At 66.0% G+C, this 17,857-nt stretch carries 15 protein-coding genes, 1 tRNA gene and 1 pseudogene (1 of these 17 running past the window's edge); 11 read left to right on the top strand and 6 right to left on the bottom strand.

Going from position 1 to position 17,857, the window contains the following annotated elements:
• Positions 1-31: 31 nt before the first annotated feature.
• Positions 32-1,117, bottom strand: coding sequence for a DNA polymerase IV (gene dinB / locus NF699_06200; protein USU06251.1), 1,086 nt, complete (start codon positions 1,115-1,117; stop codon positions 32-34).
• 68 nt (positions 1,118-1,185) lie between these two features.
• Between dinB and NF699_06195 the strand changes: the two genes are divergently transcribed.
• Together NF699_06195 and NF699_06190 are read left to right on the top strand one after the other, a co-directional pair.
• On the top strand, positions 1,186-1,779 hold the full coding sequence (locus NF699_06195) for a cysteine hydrolase (protein USU06250.1): 594 nt from the start codon (positions 1,186-1,188) through the stop codon (positions 1,777-1,779).
• Between the two features lie 406 nt (positions 1,780-2,185).
• Positions 2,186-2,326 carry a hypothetical protein gene (locus NF699_06190; GenBank protein ID USU06249.1) on the top strand — a complete coding sequence of 47 codons (141 nt, stop codon included), beginning with the start codon at positions 2,186-2,188 and terminating at the stop codon, positions 2,324-2,326.
• 138 nt (positions 2,327-2,464) lie between these two features.
• Here the strand turns inward: NF699_06190 and NF699_06185 are convergent.
• Positions 2,465-2,541, bottom strand: a tRNA-Pro gene (locus NF699_06185).
• A 158-nt stretch (positions 2,542-2,699) separates the two neighbouring features.
• On the opposite strand from NF699_06185, the pseudogene pnuC reads away from it, so the two are divergent.
• Together pnuC and NF699_06175 are read left to right on the top strand one after the other, a co-directional pair.
• Positions 2,700-3,268, top strand: a pseudogene (gene pnuC / locus NF699_06180) (nicotinamide riboside transporter PnuC).
• Entirely contained in the window at positions 3,265-3,789 is a 525-nt protein-coding gene (locus NF699_06175; protein ID USU06248.1) for an AAA family ATPase, read from the top strand. Before pnuC ends, NF699_06175 begins: the two are co-directional and overlap by 4 nt.
• Before the next feature lie 51 nt (positions 3,790-3,840).
• Here the strand turns inward: NF699_06175 and NF699_06170 are convergent, their stop codons facing one another.
• Positions 3,841-5,625: a methyl-accepting chemotaxis protein gene (locus NF699_06170; protein ID USU06247.1), complete on the bottom strand. Its 1,785-nt coding sequence runs from the start codon at positions 5,623-5,625 to the stop codon at positions 3,841-3,843.
• 215 nt (positions 5,626-5,840) lie between these two features.
• On the opposite strand from NF699_06170, the gene lepA reads away from it, so the two are divergent.
• The 3 genes from lepA to NF699_06155 all read left to right on the top strand — a co-directional run bounded on the left by lepA (position 5,841) and on the right by NF699_06155 (position 9,004).
• The gene (gene lepA, locus NF699_06165; protein ID USU06246.1) at positions 5,841-7,664 is read left to right on the top strand and encodes a translation elongation factor 4; all 1,824 of its coding nucleotides are present in this window, start codon (positions 5,841-5,843) and stop codon (positions 7,662-7,664) included.
• Between the two features lie 338 nt (positions 7,665-8,002).
• Positions 8,003-8,644 (top strand): hypothetical protein, encoded by a 642-nt coding sequence (locus tag NF699_06160; GenBank protein ID USU06245.1) that lies wholly within the window; start codon positions 8,003-8,005, stop codon positions 8,642-8,644.
• A gap of 42 nt (positions 8,645-8,686) precedes the next feature.
• A complete protein-coding gene (locus NF699_06155) occupies positions 8,687-9,004 on the top strand; it encodes a hypothetical protein (GenBank protein USU06244.1) in 318 nt (105 codons plus the stop codon).
• 3 nt (positions 9,005-9,007) lie between these two features.
• On the opposite strand, the gene NF699_06150 is transcribed toward NF699_06155, so the two are convergent.
• Both NF699_06150 and NF699_06145 read right to left on the bottom strand, forming a co-directional pair.
• Positions 9,008-9,457, bottom strand: coding sequence for a YaiI/YqxD family protein (locus NF699_06150; GenBank protein ID USU07016.1), 450 nt, complete (start codon positions 9,455-9,457; stop codon positions 9,008-9,010).
• Positions 9,458-9,462: 5 nt separating this feature from the next.
• Positions 9,463-11,211, bottom strand: coding sequence for a DEAD/DEAH box helicase (locus NF699_06145; GenBank protein USU06243.1), 1,749 nt, complete (start codon positions 11,209-11,211; stop codon positions 9,463-9,465).
• 147 nt (positions 11,212-11,358) lie between these two features.
• Between NF699_06145 and NF699_06140 the strand changes: the two genes are divergently transcribed.
• Positions 11,359-11,514, top strand: coding sequence for a hypothetical protein (locus NF699_06140; GenBank protein ID USU06242.1), 156 nt, complete (start codon positions 11,359-11,361; stop codon positions 11,512-11,514).
• Here the strand turns inward: NF699_06140 and NF699_06135 are convergent.
• On the bottom strand, positions 11,509-12,687 hold the full coding sequence (locus tag NF699_06135) for an NAD(P)/FAD-dependent oxidoreductase (protein ID USU06241.1): 1,179 nt from the start codon (positions 12,685-12,687) through the stop codon (positions 11,509-11,511). The two genes, NF699_06140 and NF699_06135, sit on opposite strands and share 6 nt — an antisense overlap.
• 105 nt (positions 12,688-12,792) lie before the next feature.
• On the opposite strand from NF699_06135, the gene NF699_06130 reads away from it, so the two are divergent.
• The 3 genes from NF699_06130 to NF699_06120 all read left to right on the top strand — a co-directional run.
• Positions 12,793-13,923, top strand: a complete 1,131-nt coding sequence (locus NF699_06130; protein USU06240.1) for a beta-lactamase family protein — start codon at positions 12,793-12,795, stop codon at positions 13,921-13,923.
• Positions 13,920-15,470, top strand: a complete 1,551-nt coding sequence (locus NF699_06125; protein USU06239.1) for an amidohydrolase family protein — start codon at positions 13,920-13,922, stop codon at positions 15,468-15,470. Before NF699_06130 ends, NF699_06125 begins: the two co-directional genes overlap by 4 nt.
• Positions 15,471-15,708: 238 nt before the next feature.
• On the top strand, positions 15,709-17,857 hold the 5' portion of the coding sequence (locus tag NF699_06120) for a TonB-dependent receptor (GenBank protein USU06238.1). 920 nt of this gene lie beyond the right edge of the window; the window shows 2,149 of its 3,069 coding nt (coding positions 1-2,149); it begins with the start codon at positions 15,709-15,711; the stop codon falls past the right edge of the window.

The raw sequence follows: 17,857 nt of genomic DNA, 5'->3' as shown, positions 1-17,857 counted from the left end.
GGACTCTGGCCATCGTCGGGGAACCGGACGCTCATAGCGGCAGGCTGGGTTGCGCCTCTTCTTCCGGCGGGTCGCCTGATATGCCCGACAGCGTCAGCCCGAGCAGACGGACACCGTCGGGGATCGGCAGTTGCGCCGCGAGCAGGTCCAGGCCGATGTCGAGGAACGCAGCTCGATCCGTTACCGGCGCTGCCAGCGACCGCGCCCGGGTGATGGTCCGGAAGTCGGCGTGGCGTAGCTTCAATGTGATCGTCCTGCCGCGCGCATTGGAACGGTCGATGCGGACCCAGGCGGCATCGGCGACGCGTGCGAGCGCGACCTGCAGGTCCGCGGGATCGGACAGGTTGGTCTCGAACGTCCGTTCGGCACCGACCGATTTTGACGGCCGATCGGCGCGGACCGGGCGATGATCGATCCCACGCGCGGCGCCGTAGAGATAATCGGCATAGGAGCCGAAATGTGCCTGCAGGAACGCGAAGGGGCGGTCGCGCAGATCCGCACCCGACAGGATGCCGAGCGATTCCATCTTTCTGGCGGTCACCGGTCCGACGCCGTGGAATCGCTTCACCGGCAGCGAGGCTACGAAGGCAGCGCCCTTGTGCGGGGGAATGACGCAGATGCCATCGGGCTTGTTCTGGTCGGAGGCGAGTTTGGCGATGAACTTGTTGTAGCTGACCCCGGCTGACGCGGTTAGGCCGGTATCCGTGCGGATGCGAGCACGGATCTGTTCGGCGATCGCCTTGGCCGATCCGAGCGCATGGCGATCTTCGGTAACATCCAGATAGGCTTCATCGAGCGACAGCGGCTCGATCGCGTCGGTATAATCGGCGAAGACGGCACGAATCTGTTGCGAAACGGCGCGGTAAACATCAAAGCGTGGCGGCACGAAGACGAGTGCGGGGCAGCGGCGGATCGCAGTGACCGAGGGCATCGCCGAGCGGACGCCGTGCGCGCGTGCCTCGTAACTCGCCGCCGCGACGACGCCACGGGCTCGCGAGCCGCCTACCGCGACAGGCTTGCCGCGGAGAGCGGGATCGTCGCGCTGTTCTACCGATGCGTAGAAAGCGTCCATGTCGATATGGATGATCTTGCGCTGGGGCGGGTCGCCGTCGGCCATGTCCCCGTTTCGTTCCAATCGCATCCCAGATCAAGGCGTCAACGTTCGCAATCTGTTACGTCGCAAGCATGGCCGATCAGCAATCCGACGCCGCGCCGGGCAAGACTGCCCTCGTCATCATCGACATGGTCAACGCACTCGCGTTCGAGGGCGGGGAGACGATGCGTGAACCGGCAGAGGCAACGATCGCGCCGATCCTGACACTGCGCGATGCGGCGGACGCGGCCGGCGTGCCGGTGATCTACGTCAACGACAACGACGGACAATGGCATTCCGAGCGCAACCGCCTGATCGAGGAGACACTGGCGAAGGATGGCCCCGGCCGCGCGCTGACCGAGGCGTTGCGTCCGCGCGAGAGCGACTATTTCATCATCAAGCCGCAGTTTTCGGGCTTTTACGCGACGAACCTTCCGGTGCTTCTACCGCAACTGGGCGTCAGCAGGCTGGTGCTCGCAGGGGTGGCGGCGGATATCTGCGTGCTGTTCACCGCCGCGGATGCGCATATGCGGCAATATGATCTGTGGGTGCCGTGCGATGCAGTCGCGGGCAATCACGGTGAGCGCACGCGCTGGGCGATCGAGATCATGCGCAACAGCATGAAGGCTGAAACGCGGGGGACGGGTGAGATGACGCTCGCGGACTGGGTCGCGGCCGCCGATTAGCGGATTGGACCGAACGTGCGCTGTGTCCGGGCGCAGTCGGAACAAGAATGCGCCGGATACGAGATCCGCGTGGATCGATATTCGTTGGTAGGGCGGGGGTTCTGTCGTCTTGCGCCACTCTGAACATTTGCGGATCTCAGATCGGAGCTTGGTCGCCCATATCTTTGGCGGAGCGATACCCGCGATCAGGCGCATCAACGCCACGGGGGCCCGCCCCGGCCGGGGAAGGGCAGAAGAGCCGTGTTCAGCGGAATCAGCAAAAAATGCGTTCTAGATGACGAGAGTAGCGTGCGATTGCAGATTCTGCATTCTTCGTTGGGATCATTGCAATTGCCGCACTTACGGTCCGGCAACATATGGCAACGCAATGCTGCATCGCAGCACATTCGTCCCCAGGAGTTACTCGATGTTCAGCCTGATCGCCGCAATCGTGTCCTATCGCCGCCAGTTCGAAGCCGGGCAGCGCATCGCCGCGCCGATGCTCGCCAAGCGCGCGCGCCGCGTCGCTAACGACGCTTCGATCACGCAGGTCGCTCGCGCCGCCTGACGACCTCTCGATTGATCGACGCCACAAGGGGGCCGGACGCCTGACGTTCGGCCCCCTTGTCGTGCGTAGCGATAACAGGACCGATCATGGATTATCGAGATCGGGGAAGGTTCGGCACCCGTGCCCGAACCGCTGCAATGGTCGGGGCGATAGGATTCGAACCTACGACCCCTGGACCCCGAGACCAGTGCGCTACCAGACTGCGCCACGCCCCGACACATTGCAGGTGGGAGCGCCTAGACGCGTGATGCCGACCTATCAAGCCTAAAATGCACGAAACGGCTGGCGGCCATGTCGGTTTTCCGATCGGGCAGCGATGTCCGGCAACATCGGGCTTGCGGCAGCCGCCTGCAGCATCATAGGCACCCGCCCGATGAATTTCGTCGAAGCCCTTGCCGCCGCGCTGGTCGTGGTGAACGTCGCGCTCGTCACGCAGCGTAACGTGTGGAACTTTCCCGTCGCTCTGGTGGCGGTGGCGATCTACGGCTGGGTGTTCGCAGGCGCTCGGCTATATAGCGACGCCCTGCTGCAGGGGTTCTTCTTCGCCGCCAACCTGTATGGCTGGCCAATTGGGCGCGCAGCCGGGCAGAGGCGGGCGAGGTGGTGGTCGAGCAGCTGGACGCAGGAACGCGGGCGATGTGGCTGGTCGGCGGGATGGCAGCCTGTCTTGCGTGGGGCGCGCTGATGCACCGCTATACCGACGCCTCCTATCCGTGGTGGGATGCCGGGATTGCGATCGCATCGGTCGCTGCGCAGCTGATGCAGGCGCGGCGTGCAATCGAAAGCTGGTGGGTGTGGATCGCCGTCGATGTCGCGAGCATCCCGCTCTACGCGGCCAAGGGATTGTGGTTTACCTGCGCGCTCTACGTCGTGCTGCTTGCGTTATCGGTACAGGGATTGGTCGGCTGGCGGCGCGCATCACGGCGGATGACGACGGCATGAGGCCGCGCTCGATTTGTCTGCATGGGCCGGAAAGTACCGGCAAGTCGGTGATGGCGCCGCGGCTGGCGCAGCATTTCGGCGGCGTGCCGTGCGTTGCCGAATTCGGTCGTACCTATTGCGAGGCGTTCGGCACCGACCTGACGATGGCCGACCTCGTCGAGATCGGTAAAGGGCATGATGCCAGGGTCCGCGCTGCGCTCGATGAGCGGCATTACCCGGTCATCCTCGATACCGATCCGCTGATGACTGCCGTATGGGCGGACATGATGTTCGGTCATCGCGACGTGTGGTTTTCGACCTGGACCAACACTGCCGATCTATACCTGCTGTTCGACATCGATCTGCCGTGGGTGGAGGACGGCACGCGCATGTTCGGGTCCGAAGCGGAGCGGCGGCGGTTCTTCGCCCTGAGCCAGACAATCCTGGAGGAGCGCGGCGTGCGATGGGCGCTGATCGGCGGCGAGGGCGCCAGCCGCTATTTCAATGTGTTGAAGGCCATCGAGACGCTGACCCGCGACTGAAAACCGCACGGATGTGTACGCCGGACGGGGAAGGACCGTCCGGCGTATAATTCAGAACTCGGACCAGTCGTCGACGGCCAGCGCCGCATTGCCGCTGACGAGGCGAGGGCGGGACGTCCCACCGCGCGGCGGGGGCGTGCGAACCGGAGCGGGGCGGGTGGCCTGTGGCGATACGGTATCGTCGTTCTTCAGCTTGAAGCGTCGTACTTCCCGCGCCATCGCATCGGCTTCGTTGGACAGGCTGCGGGCGGCGGCTGTCGCCTCCTCGACCATCGCGGCGTTCTGCTGCGTGACGCTGTCCATCTCGGCCACTGCGGTGTTGACCTGATGCAGACCTGTCGCCTGGCGTTCGGCGGAGAGTGCGATCTCCTCGACCAGCGTGCTAATCTCGCCGATGCGACCGATGATCCGTGACAACGCCTGACCGGTTTCCGTGACGAGGTCGACGCCGGCATCGACCTGCTGCGACGAGGCGGTGATACGCGTCTTGACGTCCTTTGCCGCCTCCGCCGATCGTTGGGCGAGCGCTCGCACTTCGGACGCGACGACTGCGAATCCTCGTCCTGCATCGCCAGCGCGCGCGGCCTCGACGCCGGCATTGAGTGCGAGCAGGTTGGTCTGGAACGCGATCCCGTCGATCACCGAGATGATCTCGCCGATCTCTGCGGAAGCATGCTCGATGCCCCGCATTGCCTCCACCGCGCGCTTGACGATATCGCCCGATGCCTCGGCGGCGACGCGCGCATCCTTGACCGCCGTGTTGACGGTCAGCGCCCCTGCAGCGGTGGTACGGACCGTCGAGGTGATCTCGTCCATCGCAGCGGCGGTTTCCTCCAGGCTCGCGGCCTGTTGCTCGGTCCGGCGCGACAGGTCGTCGGATGCCTGGCGAATGTCGCTGGCGCCACCGGTAATGCCGTTGGCGCTCGCAGTGACCGCCTCCAGCGCGGTCTGGACCGCCGACATTGCGTGGTTGAAGTCGCTCTTCAGCTTTGCGAACGATCCCGGCAGGTCGGCCTCGATCCGCGCTGTCAGATCGCCCTTCGCCAAAGCCGACAGGCCGGCGGCCACGTTCTGCACCGCGTCGGTCTGTTCGTGCTTGGCCTGATCCGCAAGCCTCAGTTCGCCGCGCAGGACGGTGATCGATCCGGCGAGCTTGCCGATTTCGTCGCTCCGATCCTCCTGTGGAATCTCGGTGTCGAGCTTGCCGGCGGCGAGCGCACCGATGATCCCGGTCATGCGGTTCAGCGGACGCGAAACCAGCCGAACCATCATCATGTTGGCCGCCACGATGATCGCGATGGCCAGCAGCACGGCGATACCGATCATGATCTTGGCCGCGGCATAGCTGCTGTCCGCTTCGGCACGCGCCGTCTTTTCCTGCTCGACGAACAGCGTGTTCAGATCGCCGACCTCGCTCATCAGCCGTTCGCTCTGACCACGGATGGCCAGCAGCGCCGCGGTGGCCGCCTCGTTCTGGTTGCTGCGCGACAGTGAAAGGACCGCTTCGTCGCGGCGGAAGATCTCCGGCAGGATGCGCTGGATCCGCGCCGTCGCTTGCCTGGCATCCGGCGCGCTTACCAGCCCCTGCAGGTCCGTCGCAGCCTTTGTAACCGCGCCACGCGTATCGATCACCTTGCGGTCGGCTTCTGAAATTGCTGCCGGTGTAGCCGACGCGATATGGCGATACATTGCGGTGCGATAGCTGTTGAAGCTCGCTTCCAACTGACCCAGCGCCTTCGCCTTGGGCAGTCGGTTGTCGGCGAACGCGGCAATGCTGTCGTTCATCACGGACAGCTTGTTCACGGCGATGCCACTGAGACCGAGCATGATGGCCATGCAACATCCGAAGGCGAGCAGCAGCTTGCTGAGTAAGGATAGGTTCTTCATTGTTCCTCCCGGCCCTCAAGGGAGAGCGTCCGAGGGGGACATTGCCGCACTTTGGTAAAGGACCCGCTAATTCTGTTCGAAACGGACTAAATCCGGTCCGGAGCTTCTTTCCAGCTGTGCCATGCCCCTTTGGCAAGCCGCCGACACCCTGCTAGGGGCGGCGGATGACGACCCCGCTTTCGACCATCCGTAACTTTTCCATCATCGCGCATATCGACCATGGCAAGTCGACGCTCGCCGATCGCCTGATCCAACGGACGGGTGGCCTGACCGACCGTGAGATGTCGAGCCAGGTGCTCGACAACATGGATATCGAGAAGGAGCGCGGGATCACGATCAAGGCGCAGACGGTGCGCCTGTCCTATCCGGCGAAGGACGGCGTCACCTATACGCTGAACCTGATGGACACGCCGGGGCATGTCGATTTTGCGTACGAGGTGTCGCGGTCGCTGGCGGCGTGCGAGGGCGCGCTGCTGGTGGTCGACGCGGCGCAGGGCGTCGAGGCGCAGACGCTCGCAAACGTCTATCAATCGATCGAGCACGACCATGAGATCGTGCCCGTCATCAACAAGATCGACCTGCCCGCCGCCGAGCCCGAGATGGTACGGAAGGAGATCGAGGATGTCATCGGCATCGACGCGTCGCAGGCGGTGCTCGCCAGCGCCAAGTCGGGGATCGGCATCGACGAGATCCTGGAGGCGATCGTCACGCGCATCCCGCCGCCCAAGGGCGATGCCGATGCGCCGCTGAAGGCGATGCTGGTCGATAGCTGGTACGACCCGTATCTGGGCGTCGTCATCCTCGTCCGGGTGATGGAGGGCGTGCTGAAGAAGGGCCAGCAGGTCAGCTTCATGCAGGCGGGCACGACGCATCTGGTCGACCGCGTCGGCTGTTTCCGGCCGAAGATCGAGCAGCTCACCGACCTTGGGCCGGGCGAGATCGGCTTCATCACCGCGCAGATCAAGGACGTCGCGCAGGCGCGGGTCGGCGACACGCTGACCGACACCAAGCGGCCTGCCAAGGAAGCGCTGGCAGGCTTCAAGGAAGTCCAGCCGGTGGTGTTCTGCGGTCTGTTCCCGGTCGATGCCAACGACTTCGAGAAGCTTCGTGAGTCGATTTCGAAGCTGCGGCTGAACGATGCCAGCTTCTCGTTCGAGATGGAGACGTCGGCGGCGCTGGGTTTCGGCTTCCGCTGCGGGTTCCTGGGGCTGCTGCATCTGGAGATCATCCAGGAGCGGCTGACGCGCGAATACGACCTCGACCTGATCACCACCGCGCCGTCGGTGGTCTATCAGATCGAACTGACGCATCCCGATCCGGCGGGCATCACGCAGATCGACCTGCACAATCCCGCCGACATGCCGGACGTCAACAAGATCAAGACGATCAGCGAACCGTGGATCAACGCGACGATCTACGTGCCGGACGAATATCTCGGCAGCATCCTGAAGCTGTGCCAGGACCGGCGTGGCATCCAGCAGAATCTGACCTACGTCGGCGGGCGGGCGCAGGCGACGTACGAACTGCCGCTCAACGAGGTGGTGTTCGACTTCTACGACCGGCTGAAGTCGCTGTCGAAGGGCTATGCGAGCTTCGACTATACCCAGATCGGCTATCGCGAGGGCGACCTCGTCAAGATGAGCATCCTGGTCAACGAAGAGCCGGTCGATGCGCTGAGCATGATCGTCCACCGCGGCACCGCCGAAGTCCGCGGCCGCGGCATGGTCGAGCGGCTGAAGGAACTGATCCCGCGCCACCTGTTCAAGATCCCGATCCAGGCGGCGATCGGCGGCAAGGTGATCGCGCGCGAAACGATAAGCGCGATGCGCAAGGACGTGACCGCAAAATGCTACGGCGGCGACGCCAGCCGCAAGAAGAAGCTGCTGGAAAAGCAGAAGAAGGGCAAGGCGAAGATGCGCGAATACGGCAGTGTCAGCATCCCGCAGGAGGCGTTTATTGCCGCGCTCAGGATGGGGGATGATGCGTAGCGCCCAAGGCTAAGCGGTGGAGCCGCTTAGCCAAGGATCAGCGCCAGCCCGCCGACGACCGGGCGAGGTCATCCTCGCCCGTGTCGATCGACGACGCGGCTTTGCCGCGGCGCTCTTCGCGAACCAGCATGCTGCGAAGTTTCATCTTACAGTAATCGCAGTAGAAAAATGTATCGTTTGACGAAGGTGCAGCAGCATGTTCGTTATGCGTAATGCTGCTTGCTTTGCTTCCGTTGCTGTTGACTGATGTTCAGCGGCCGCCATCGATGTGATCTTCCTATACGTCGTGCGTGCAGGCAGACGCCAGGATTTCATCTCCTTGTACTGTTCCCAGTAAGTTGACCGCAGCCGAAGCCGCTCGTCGGCTGGCCGCGCGCGAGTATGTATGGTGGATCGAGGGTGATCGCTTGACCATGGTTGCGCGGCCGACCAGTGAGCCCTGGATCTTGTCGTGCTGTTCGCTTCAGACCGGTCTCGAACCCATTCCGAACAGTGGGTTGGCGATGGTTTCGATACGGGTGCCGCGCCTGCGTGAAGCAATCCTTCAGATTTCAACGACGCCAACCGGTAACCAGCCGGTCGAGACCTATCGCGGTCCGGATGCCGATAAAGCGCCGGCGCGGGTGAACGATCCTACGACGATCACAACCTATGATGTGTCGTCCAGACATTTGAGTGAGACACGTCGTTTGACCGTCTACGTTCCGTCCGGAACGCCGCCAAAGGTCAGGTTGCCGGTGTTCTACCTGGCAGACGGTGCGTCGCGGGCGTTTGCGGACATTGCCGCGGCGCTTGTGCGAGACGGTCGTACGCGGCCGGCGATACTGGTCGGCATCGATGCAGCGCCAGACACGCCGAATTGTAAAGGCATGGCCTGTGATCGCCGCGGCCCCGAATATGTTGCGCAGTTCGGTCCGTCGGGTCCCGACAGTCCGTACGAGCGTCACCTGCGCTTCGTAACAGAAGAGGTCATGCCCTAGGTCGAAGCGCATTATCCGGTATCGCGTCGTCGCAAGGATCGCGTGATCGGGGGCTATTCGAACGGCGGCGTGTGGGCAGCAACCATGGCCGCGCGTTTCCCGCAGCTATTCGGCAATGTGTTAGTCATGTCAGCCGGCGCTGCATCCGCCGCATCCTCGGCCGGCAAGCTCGGCGCAAGTCGCGTGTTTGCCGGTGCCGGAATTTACGAAACGGACTTTCGTAAGACGACGATCGCCGTCGTGAATGCCGCGAAAGCCGCCGGAGCCGAAACGCGATTTCGGGAAGTCGTCAGCGGCCATGCCATGCCGACGTGGGACCTCATCTTTGCCGACGCTTACCCTTGGTTCTTCCCACGGTGACGGTTAGCGCATCAACTTCACCAGCGCAGTATCCAGCGCCTGCAAGAACCGGCTCCGGTCCGCTGCCGCAAACGGCTTCGGCCCGCTAAGCTGATCCCCGCCCGCCCGCAAATCGGCCATGATTGCCCGCGTCGCGATAGCTCCGCCGATCGATGCCGCCGTGAAGGGTTTGCCCGTCGGGCTCAGTACCGTCGCGCCGGCTTTCAGCGCGCGGTCGGCGAGCAGGATGTCGGCGGTGATGACCACTGCCTGCGCATCGGCCTGTTCGGCGATCCAGTCGTCGGCGGCGTCGAAGCTGTCGCTCACCACCACGCGCGTCACCAGCGGGTGGACCGGTACGCGGAAGTGGCTGTTGCTGACGATGGTCACCGGCACCTCTCGGCGCCAGGCGACCTTGTAGATTTCGTCCTTCACCGGACAGGCGTCCGCATCGACGAGGATACGGACGCCCATCGGCATCAGCCGCGCGGACCCTTGCGGTAGGGCTTCGCCTGATGCCGGACCGGTGCGCCGCCGGTGCGGGGCGGGCGTGCAGCGTTGTCGCGCGGAGCGCGCGGGCCGCGGGGGGCGCCGCCGCTGCCGCCGGCTTCGCGGGGGTTGTTGGTGAAGGGGACTATTTTCAGGCTGCCCTCGTCATTTTCCGGGTTCGCGGTGCGCTGGACGCTGGCGAGGACGCGATCGGCGACGGTGCGCGGCACTTCGAAGATCGTGTCGTTCGGGTTGATGCGGATCGCGCCGATCTCGGCCTTGGTGATGTGGCCGCGGCGGCAGATCAGCGGCAGCAGCCAGCGCGGGTCGGCGTTCTGGCGGCGGCCGATGTCCATCTGGAACCAGACGGTGTCCTCGAAACCTGGGCGATGGCCCTGGGTGCGGTCGGTCTGCTGCGGGGCACCGCTGTTAGCCGAATCGAGCAGGTCTTCCGCTTGTGGCATCAGCGCGCGATGGGCGTGGACGAGCGCGGCGGCGATATCCTCCGCCGACTTCTCCGCCATCAGGCGGGTGGCCAGCTCGCGATCCTCGTCGTCGAACTCGATCGGCGCGAGGAGCGTGGTGATGAGGCGCTCGCGATCCTGCTTGCGGATGTCGTCGGCCGAGGGGGCGGGAATCCAGTCGCAGGCGATCTTCGCCTGCTTCAGCATCATGTCGACGCGGCGGCGGCGCGGATACGGCACGATGAGCACCGCCGTGCCCTTCTTGCCGGCGCGACCGGTACGGCCCGAGCGATGCTGCAACGTCTCGGCATCGCGCGGCATCTCGACATGGACGACGAGGCTGAGCGACGGCAGATCGATACCACGGGCGGCGACGTCGGTGGCGACGCAGACGCGGGCGCGGCGGTCGCGAAGGGCCTGAAGCGCCGCGTTGCGCTCGTTCTGGCTATGCTCGCCGGACAGCGCGACCGCAGCGAAACCACGCTCGACGAGACTGGCGTGCAGGTGGCGGACGTTGTCGCGGGTGGCGCAGAACAGCATCGCCGTTTCCGCTTCGTGGAAGCGAAGCAGGTTGATGACGGCATGTTCGATGTCGGCAGGGGCGACGGTGACCGCCTGATAGGCGATGTCGCCGTGGCCGCGGTCTTCACCGACGGTCGAGATACGCAACGCATCGCGCTGGTAGCGCTTGGCGAGCGCGACGATCGGACGCGGCATCGTCGCAGAGAACATCAGCGTGCGGCGTTCGGAAGGCGAGGCGTCGAGGATGCCCTCCAGGTCTTCGCGGAAGCCCATGTCGAGCATTTCGTCCGCTTCGTCGAGGACAGCGACGCGCAACGCGGTCAGGTCGAGCGCGCCGCGTTCGAGATGGTCGCGCAGGCGGCCCGGAGTGCCGACGACGATATGCGCGCCGTGGCTGAGCGAGCGGCGCTCCTTGCTGGCGTCCATGCCGCCGACGCAGGTGGCGATGCGGGCGTGTGCGCCCTTGTAGAGCCACATCAGTTCGCGGCTGACCTGCAACGCGAGTTCGCGGGTCGGGGCGATAATGAGCGCGAGCGGCAGGCCGGGCGGGGGCAGGGTGCCGTCCGCCATGAGTTCGCCCGCCATGGCGAGGCCGAAGGCGACGGTCTTGCCCGAGCCGGTCTGCGCCGAGACGACGAGGTCGCGGCCCACGGCTTCGGGTTCGATGACGGATGCCTGGACGGCGGTGGGGGCTTCATAGCCGCGGGCGACGAGCGCCTCGGCGAGGACGGGAGGCAGGGAGGAGAAGGGCATAGTGAACCTAAATGGGAGCGGCGCCCCCGAAGCCAAGGCTAAACGCCAAGGCGGGAACGCGGCAGGGACAACGATGTCGCGAGTGTCAGTCGCGGGCCAGGTGCGGGCGGCAATACGGGCGCAATGTGGCGCTTGTACCCGCGCATCATGGCCGTGACCGTGACCCCAGAGACCCTGCGTCGCCTAATCCGCGAAGCCGAGGCCGAGCGAGGCCGCGCGAAGGCTTCTACGCTGAAACGCGCGTTTGCGCAACTCGCGGCCGGTTACGCCGTGCAGTTGCGGGCGATGACCGGCGATTCATAACGCCTGAGCGGCGGCCCAGCCGCTCGCCCACGCCCATTGGAAATTGTAGCCACCGAGCCAGCCGGTGACGTCGACCGCTTCACCGATCGCGTGCAGTCCCGGAAGCTTGCGCGCCTCCAGCGTCTGCGATGACAGGTCGGCGGTGCTGATGCCGCCCGCAGTGACCTCCGCCTTGGCATAGCCTTCGCTGCCGTTGGGGGTGAAGCGCCAGGCCGACAACCGGCGGGCGGCGTCATCGAGCCGGCGGTCGGGCGTGTTGGCGAGTTCGGTGTTCATCTCCAGTCGTTCGGCCAGCGCCTCGGCGAGGCGATCGGGCAGCGTCGCGGCCAGCGCGCGGCGCAAGGTGGTGCGGGGGTTGGCGCGCTTGGACCGGAGCAGCCAGTCGGCGGCGGCGTCGGGCACGAAGTCGATAGCGATCGGTTCGCGCGCGCGCCAATAGCTGGAGACCTGCAGGATCGCCGGGCCGGACAGGCCGCGATGGGTGAACAGCGCGGCTTCGCGGAAGCTGGCCTTGCCCGCCTTCGCCACCACCTCGGCCGCGACTCCAGACAAGGTGCGGAACAGCGTTTCATCGCCGCCCAGCGTCAGCGGCACCAGCGCGGGGCGCGGCTCGACCACCTTCAGCCCGAACCGGCGCGCGAGGTCGTAGGCGAAGCCGGTGGCGCCCATCCTGGGGATCGAAGGGCCGCCAGTGGCGATCACCAGCCGCGGCGCGATCACGGTCCGGCCGGGGAGGGCGACGGTGTAGGCATTACCGTCGTGGCCGACATCGCCGATCGGCGACGACAGCGCGAGCTCGACGCGGCCCATCTCGCATTCGCCGAGCAGCATCGCGACGATCTGTCGCGCCGAGCCGTCGCAGAACAACTGGCCCAGCGTCTTTTCGTGCCAGCGAATGCCGTGGCGCTCGACCAGAGCGACAAAATCCGCGGCGGTGTAGCGGCCGAGGGCGGATTTCGCGAAATGCGGGTTGGCGGATAGATAACGGTCCGGCGCAGTGTGGATGTTGGTGAAGTTGCATCGACCGCCGCCGGAAATGACGATCTTCTTGCCCGCTTCGTCGGCGTGGTCGACCAACAGCACACGCCGACCGCGCTGACCGGCGACGGCAGCGCACATCAAGCCGGCGGCACCGGCACCGAGGATGATCGCATCATAGGGCTTGGCGGGCATATCGCGGGCGTTAGCGGGTCGGCCGTCGTTTGTCTTGCATGGTGCTTTGCCACTTTGATCCGCGCCGCATCCGTGGTTCCTTGTGACGAAACGACGGGAACTGCCATGCTGACGCTCCTAGCCGCCGCCGCCGTTCAGCCGGTCGCCACCGCGCGCGTGACGTTCGACCGTGCCGGTATCGTCTCGACCACGGCGTCCGGTATGGCGGACATCGCTGCCGGGCGGCGGATGCGGGCGGACGATCCGGTGCGGGTCGCGTCGATTTCGAAGCTGGTGACCGCGATCGGCGTGCTGCGGCTGGTCGAGGCGAAGCGGCTGAACCTCGATGCCGACGTATCCGGCCTGCTTGGCTGGCGGTTGCGCAACCCGGCCTTTCCGGACGTGCCGATCACGCTGCGGCTGCTGCTGTCGCACCGGTCCAGCCTGACCGACCGGATCGACTATGTCCTGCCGCTGGATGCCGACATGCGAGCGGTGCTCGCCGATCCGGCGGCGTGGGGTGTCGACCATGCGCCGGGAACGTGGTTCCGCTACACCAACTTCAACTTTCCCGTGATCGCGGCCGTCATGGAACGCGCGACGGGGGAGCGGTTCGACCGTTTGATGGATCGGCTGGTGCTGGCGCCGCTGAAGCTGGATGCCTGTTTCAACTGGGCAGCATGCGCTCCGGGGACGCGGGCGCGTGCGGCCGTGCTGTACCGCGACGGGGTGCCGGTGAAGGACATGGATGCGGCCACCGCCTGTCCGGTGACGCCCGCACGGGACGGGTCGTGCGATCTCGCCAGCTGGCGAGCGGGGCGCAACGGAGCGACATTCTCGCCGCAGGGAGGATTGCGGATCTCGGCGCAGGGTCTGGCGACGATCGGACGCCTGCTGCTGGGGCAGGGACAGGTCGATGGCGTCCGGCTGCTGACGCCGCGATCGGTGGCGCTGCTGCAAAAGCCCCTATGGCGGTCGGATGGACGCAACGGTAGCGGCGAGGATGGCTTCACCTGCCGCTACGGGCTGGCGGTGGCGTTTCTGGCAACGCCGGAGCCGGGCTGTCGCGACGATCCGTTCGGTGATGGCGGACAGCGGCTGGGGCATGCCGGCAAGGCTTATGGCTTGCGGTCCGGGCTGTGGATCGATCCGGGATCCGGCACCGGCGTCGCCTATATCGCGACCGACGTGCCGGCAGCGCCTGGCGTGCGATCCGCCTATAGCGCGACCGAGGAACGACTGGCGGCGGGACGATGAGGCGCGTTGCCGCACTGATCGCGCTGACCATGCCGGGTGCCGCGCCGGAGCGGGTCGACCTGCTGATCCGCGGCGGCACCGTCTTCACCGGATCGGACGCGCCGTTCGTCGGCGACGTCGGCATCCGCGGCGACCGCATCGTCTACGTCGGTCGGGGCCGATCGATGGCGGCGAACCGGACGATCGTGGCGCGGGGCATGATCGTCGCACCCGGTTTCATCGATCCGCACACGCATGCCGATGGAATGCTTGCGAGCGCCGATGCGCGCACGCGGCTGGTGCTGCCGTTCCTGATGCAGGGCGTGACGACCGCGTTCGTCGGCAACGATGGCGGCGGCGACCCGGACGTGGCGGCGGTGCTGGCCCGTGCAAAGACGGCGCCGGTCGGGATCAACTATGCTGCCTATGTCGGTTTCGGTGCCGTACGCAGCGCTGTCGTCGGTGCTGCGCGGCGCCCGCCGACCGCGGGGGAACTCGGACGGATGCGATCGCTGGTCGCGCGCGGCATGTGCGGCGGCGCATTGGGGCTGTCGACCGGGCTGTTCTACGCCCCGCAAAGCGTCGCCACCACCGACGAAGTCGTGGCGCTGGCGCGTGAGGCGGCGACGCGCGGCGGCGTGTACGACAGCCATATCCGCGACGAATCGAGCTATACGATCGGCCTCGCCGCCGCGATCGACGAGGCGATCCGGATCGGCCGCGATGCCGGCCTGCCGGTGCATATCAGCCATATCAAGGCACTCGGGGTCGACGTCCAGGGCCGCGCGCCGGCGATCGTCGCCCAGGTGGCGGCGGCGCGCGCCCGCGGACAGGAGGTGACCGCCGACCAATATCCGTGGAGCGCATCGGGCACCAGTCTGGTCGCCGCGCTGGTGCCGCTGTGGGCGCAGGATGGCGGCCGGACGGCGCTGCTGGCGCGCTTCGCTGATGCGGGCGTGGCGGCGCGGCTGCGCGCGGACATATCCGAGAACCTGCGCAAGCGCGGCGGTCCGGCGGCGCTGCTGATCACCGAAGGCGCGGAAAAGGGACGAACGCTCGCGGCGGTGGCGGAGGCGCGGGGGCTGGATGCGGGGGCGGCGGCGATCGCGACGATCCGGATCGCCGATCCTGCCGTCGCGTCGTTCAACCAGAGCGAGGCGGACATCGCGACCTTCATGCGCCAGCCATGGGTGATGACCGGATCGGACGCCTCGACCGGGCATCCGCGCGTGTACGGCACCTTCGCACGCAAATATGCGAAATACGTGGTGCAGGATCGCGTGGTGTCGCTGCGGTCGTTCATCGAACGCAGCGGCAGGTCGACCGCGCAAACCTTCGGGCTGGTCGATCGCGGCCGGTTGCGCACGGGCGCGTTTGCCGATGTCGTGGTCTTCGATCCGCGCCGGTTCGCGGCCCGCGCCACCTACGAGCGGCCGGAGCAATTCGCGGTGGGCGTGCGGACGGTGGTCGTCAACGGCAGGATCGCCGTCGACGCCGGCCGTCCGACCGGCGCGGCGGCGGGCCGGGCGCTGGCGCATCGTCCGGCGCGCGGCTGTCCTGCCGATTGAGGCCCGTGCCTGAAGACATCGGTTGCGACATTCCTTCCCCGAAATCCGTCCCGGCCATTCAACTTCGGTGGCCGGCAACCCAGGTCTCTCTGTGGTCCATGACGAGACGATCTGTCGCTCCGTGGCCACGCTGGGCATAAATTGGTGCGCCGCCGCGATTCTCGCTGGCGTTTCATGACATTTTCGTTGCTAATTCGTGGCAACGCCGTCGGGGGACGGTTGCAGGGGGCAAAAATACATGGCGAGCAGTGGTTTGCGTCGGATTCTGGTGAGCGGCAGCGTGCTGGCAATGGCGTGCGCCAGCGTGGGGTATGCAAGCGCACAGGTCGTCGATCCGCAGACGACGACCCCCGATGCCGCGACACCGACCGGCGCCGCTACGCCGGATACGGGCGCGGGCCTGACCAACGTCAAGGCCGCGGATGGCGACATTCTGGTCACGGGATCGCGGATCAAGCAGGATCCGAACAACAGCGCGCTGCCGTTGCAGATCATCACCAACCAGGAATTGACCCGCAACGGCATCAGCAATCCCGAACAGCTGATCGCCTTCCTGACGACCAACGGCAGCGGCGCGGACAATCTCGCGTCGAACGCCGACGTTACCAGCGGTGCGCAGCGCGGCACCAACGGCCTGTCGGCGGCAAATCTGCGCGGGCAGGGCGCGGCGGCGACACTGGTGCTGCTCAACGGCCGCCGCGTCGCGGCGCACGGGCTGTCCGGATCGGCAGTCGACGTCAACCAGATCCCCTTCGCCGCGATCGAGCGGGTCGAGGTGCTGAAGGATGGCGCATCGGCGATCTATGGCACCGATGCGATCGGCGGCGTCATCAACTTCATCACGCGCAAGGATTACAAGGGCCTCGGGCTTCAGGCCTTCAACGACATCACCGAAGCGGGCGGCGGCAATATCTATCGGCTGTCCGGCGTCGCCGGCTATGGCGATCTGGCCGAACAGGGCTTCAACGTGATGGGGGCGGTCAGCTATAGCTGGAACGAGATCCTGCGCGGCGCGGATCGCGACTTCGTCAACGGCAACCAGCCCAATCGCGGTCTGTCGATCGATACGCGCGGCACCCCGATCGCCACTGCATTCGCGTTGAACAACGGGACGTTCCTGCCGCGTGGGCCGGCAGGCCAGATCGGTACGCTGCTCGGCGGCACGACGGGCACGCTGGGTGCGGGCGGGGCCACCAATGTCGCGCCGCTGACCGGGCTTCAGGTGCCGGGCACCGCCACCACTTATGGAGCGGGTGGGATCAACGTCCTCAATCTGCCGGGTGGGGCAGGGTGCGAGACGATGGACGGCGGCATGGCCTATGACGCCGCGCTGTGGAATGCGCCCAGCGCCCGCTACGCCTGTGCATGGGATACGGGCCGGGCTGCGGTGATCCAGCAACCGATCCAGACGCTGACCTATTACGCCCGCGGCGTGGTGCGGATCGCGCAGGAGCACGAACTGTCGCTCGAGGTGACGGGATCGAACGCCAAGTCCGCGAAGAGCTTTTCGAATGCGCAGGTGTCGAGCAATACGTCGAATTTCCAGGTCGCCTATCCGCTGAACGCGTTGACGGCGTCGTCGTACAATGCGGTCTACAACGCGATCGCGGCGCAATTCCCGGGCGTCGCCGGAAATTATGGCAAGCCGATCGCTTTCCGCTGGCGTTGCGTTGCCTGCGGCCCACGCGAGTACAAGACGGAGACCAAGACGCTGCGCGTCGCCGCGGCGATGGAGGGACCGCTGTGGACGGCATGGGATTATCGCGCCGGGGCGTCCTATGCCCGCAGCGAGGCGGCGTCGGTGCTCGGCAGCGGCTATTTCTATCGCGGGACATTGGCCAGCGGCGCTTACGATCCGGCGGCACCGACCGCGGCGGGCGCGGCGGGACCGGGCCTCGCCGGCCTCATCAACGCGGGTATCCTCAACCCTTTCAGTCTGACCCAAAGCGATGCGGCGATCGCCGGATTGCAGGCCGTGTCGGCCTTCGGCCAGACACTGTACGGCGGGCAATATGAGGTAAAGCAGTTCGATTATTCGATCGCCGGGCCGCTGATCCGGCTGTGGGGCGACCGCTCGGTGCAGCTCGCCGCGGGCGTCGATTACCGGCGCGAGACCTATAGTTTCAACGGCTCCGATGCGGCAGCGGCAACCGCTCCGGTCATCTTCCTGGCGGCATTCGACAACGTCAACGCGTTGCGCCAGAAAGAGCGCACGGTGAAGGCGGCTTATGCCGAGATGCTGGTACCGATCCTGCCGGGGCTCGAGGTGACCGGTGCGGTGCGCGTCGACGATTATACCGGCTTCGGCACGACGACCAATCCCAAGGTATCGATCAAGTTCCGTCCGTGGGAACCGCTGATGTTCCGCGGATCCTACAACACCGGAT

Source organism: Sphingomonadaceae bacterium OTU29LAMAA1 (genome assembly GCA_024072375.1).
In the GTDB taxonomy this organism is placed as follows: Bacteria; Pseudomonadota; Alphaproteobacteria; order Sphingomonadales; family Sphingomonadaceae; genus Sphingomonas.
This window is presented reverse-complemented; position numbering and strand designations above follow the sequence as displayed.

Coding starts and splice junctions, on each gene's coding strand:
- dinB (USU06251.1), bottom strand. CDS start 1,117: ATGGCCGACGGCGACCCGCCCCAGCGCAAGATCATCCATATCGACATG.
- NF699_06195 (USU06250.1), top strand. CDS start 1,186: ATGGCCGATCAGCAATCCGACGCCGCGCCGGGCAAGACTGCCCTCGTC.
- NF699_06190 (USU06249.1), top strand. CDS start 2,186: ATGTTCAGCCTGATCGCCGCAATCGTGTCCTATCGCCGCCAGTTCGAA.
- NF699_06175 (USU06248.1), top strand. CDS start 3,265: ATGAGGCCGCGCTCGATTTGTCTGCATGGGCCGGAAAGTACCGGCAAG.
- NF699_06170 (USU06247.1), bottom strand. CDS start 5,625: ATGGCCATCATGCTCGGTCTCAGTGGCATCGCCGTGAACAAGCTGTCC.
- lepA (USU06246.1), top strand. CDS start 5,841: ATGACGACCCCGCTTTCGACCATCCGTAACTTTTCCATCATCGCGCAT.
- NF699_06150 (USU07016.1), bottom strand. CDS start 9,457: ATGGGCGTCCGTATCCTCGTCGATGCGGACGCCTGTCCGGTGAAGGAC.
- NF699_06145 (USU06243.1), bottom strand. CDS start 11,211: ATGCCCTTCTCCTCCCTGCCTCCCGTCCTCGCCGAGGCGCTCGTCGCC.
- NF699_06140 (USU06242.1), top strand. CDS start 11,359: ATGGCCGTGACCGTGACCCCAGAGACCCTGCGTCGCCTAATCCGCGAA.
- NF699_06135 (USU06241.1), bottom strand. CDS start 12,687: ATGCCCGCCAAGCCCTATGATGCGATCATCCTCGGTGCCGGTGCCGCC.
- NF699_06130 (USU06240.1), top strand. CDS start 12,793: ATGCTGACGCTCCTAGCCGCCGCCGCCGTTCAGCCGGTCGCCACCGCG.
- NF699_06125 (USU06239.1), top strand. CDS start 13,920: ATGAGGCGCGTTGCCGCACTGATCGCGCTGACCATGCCGGGTGCCGCG.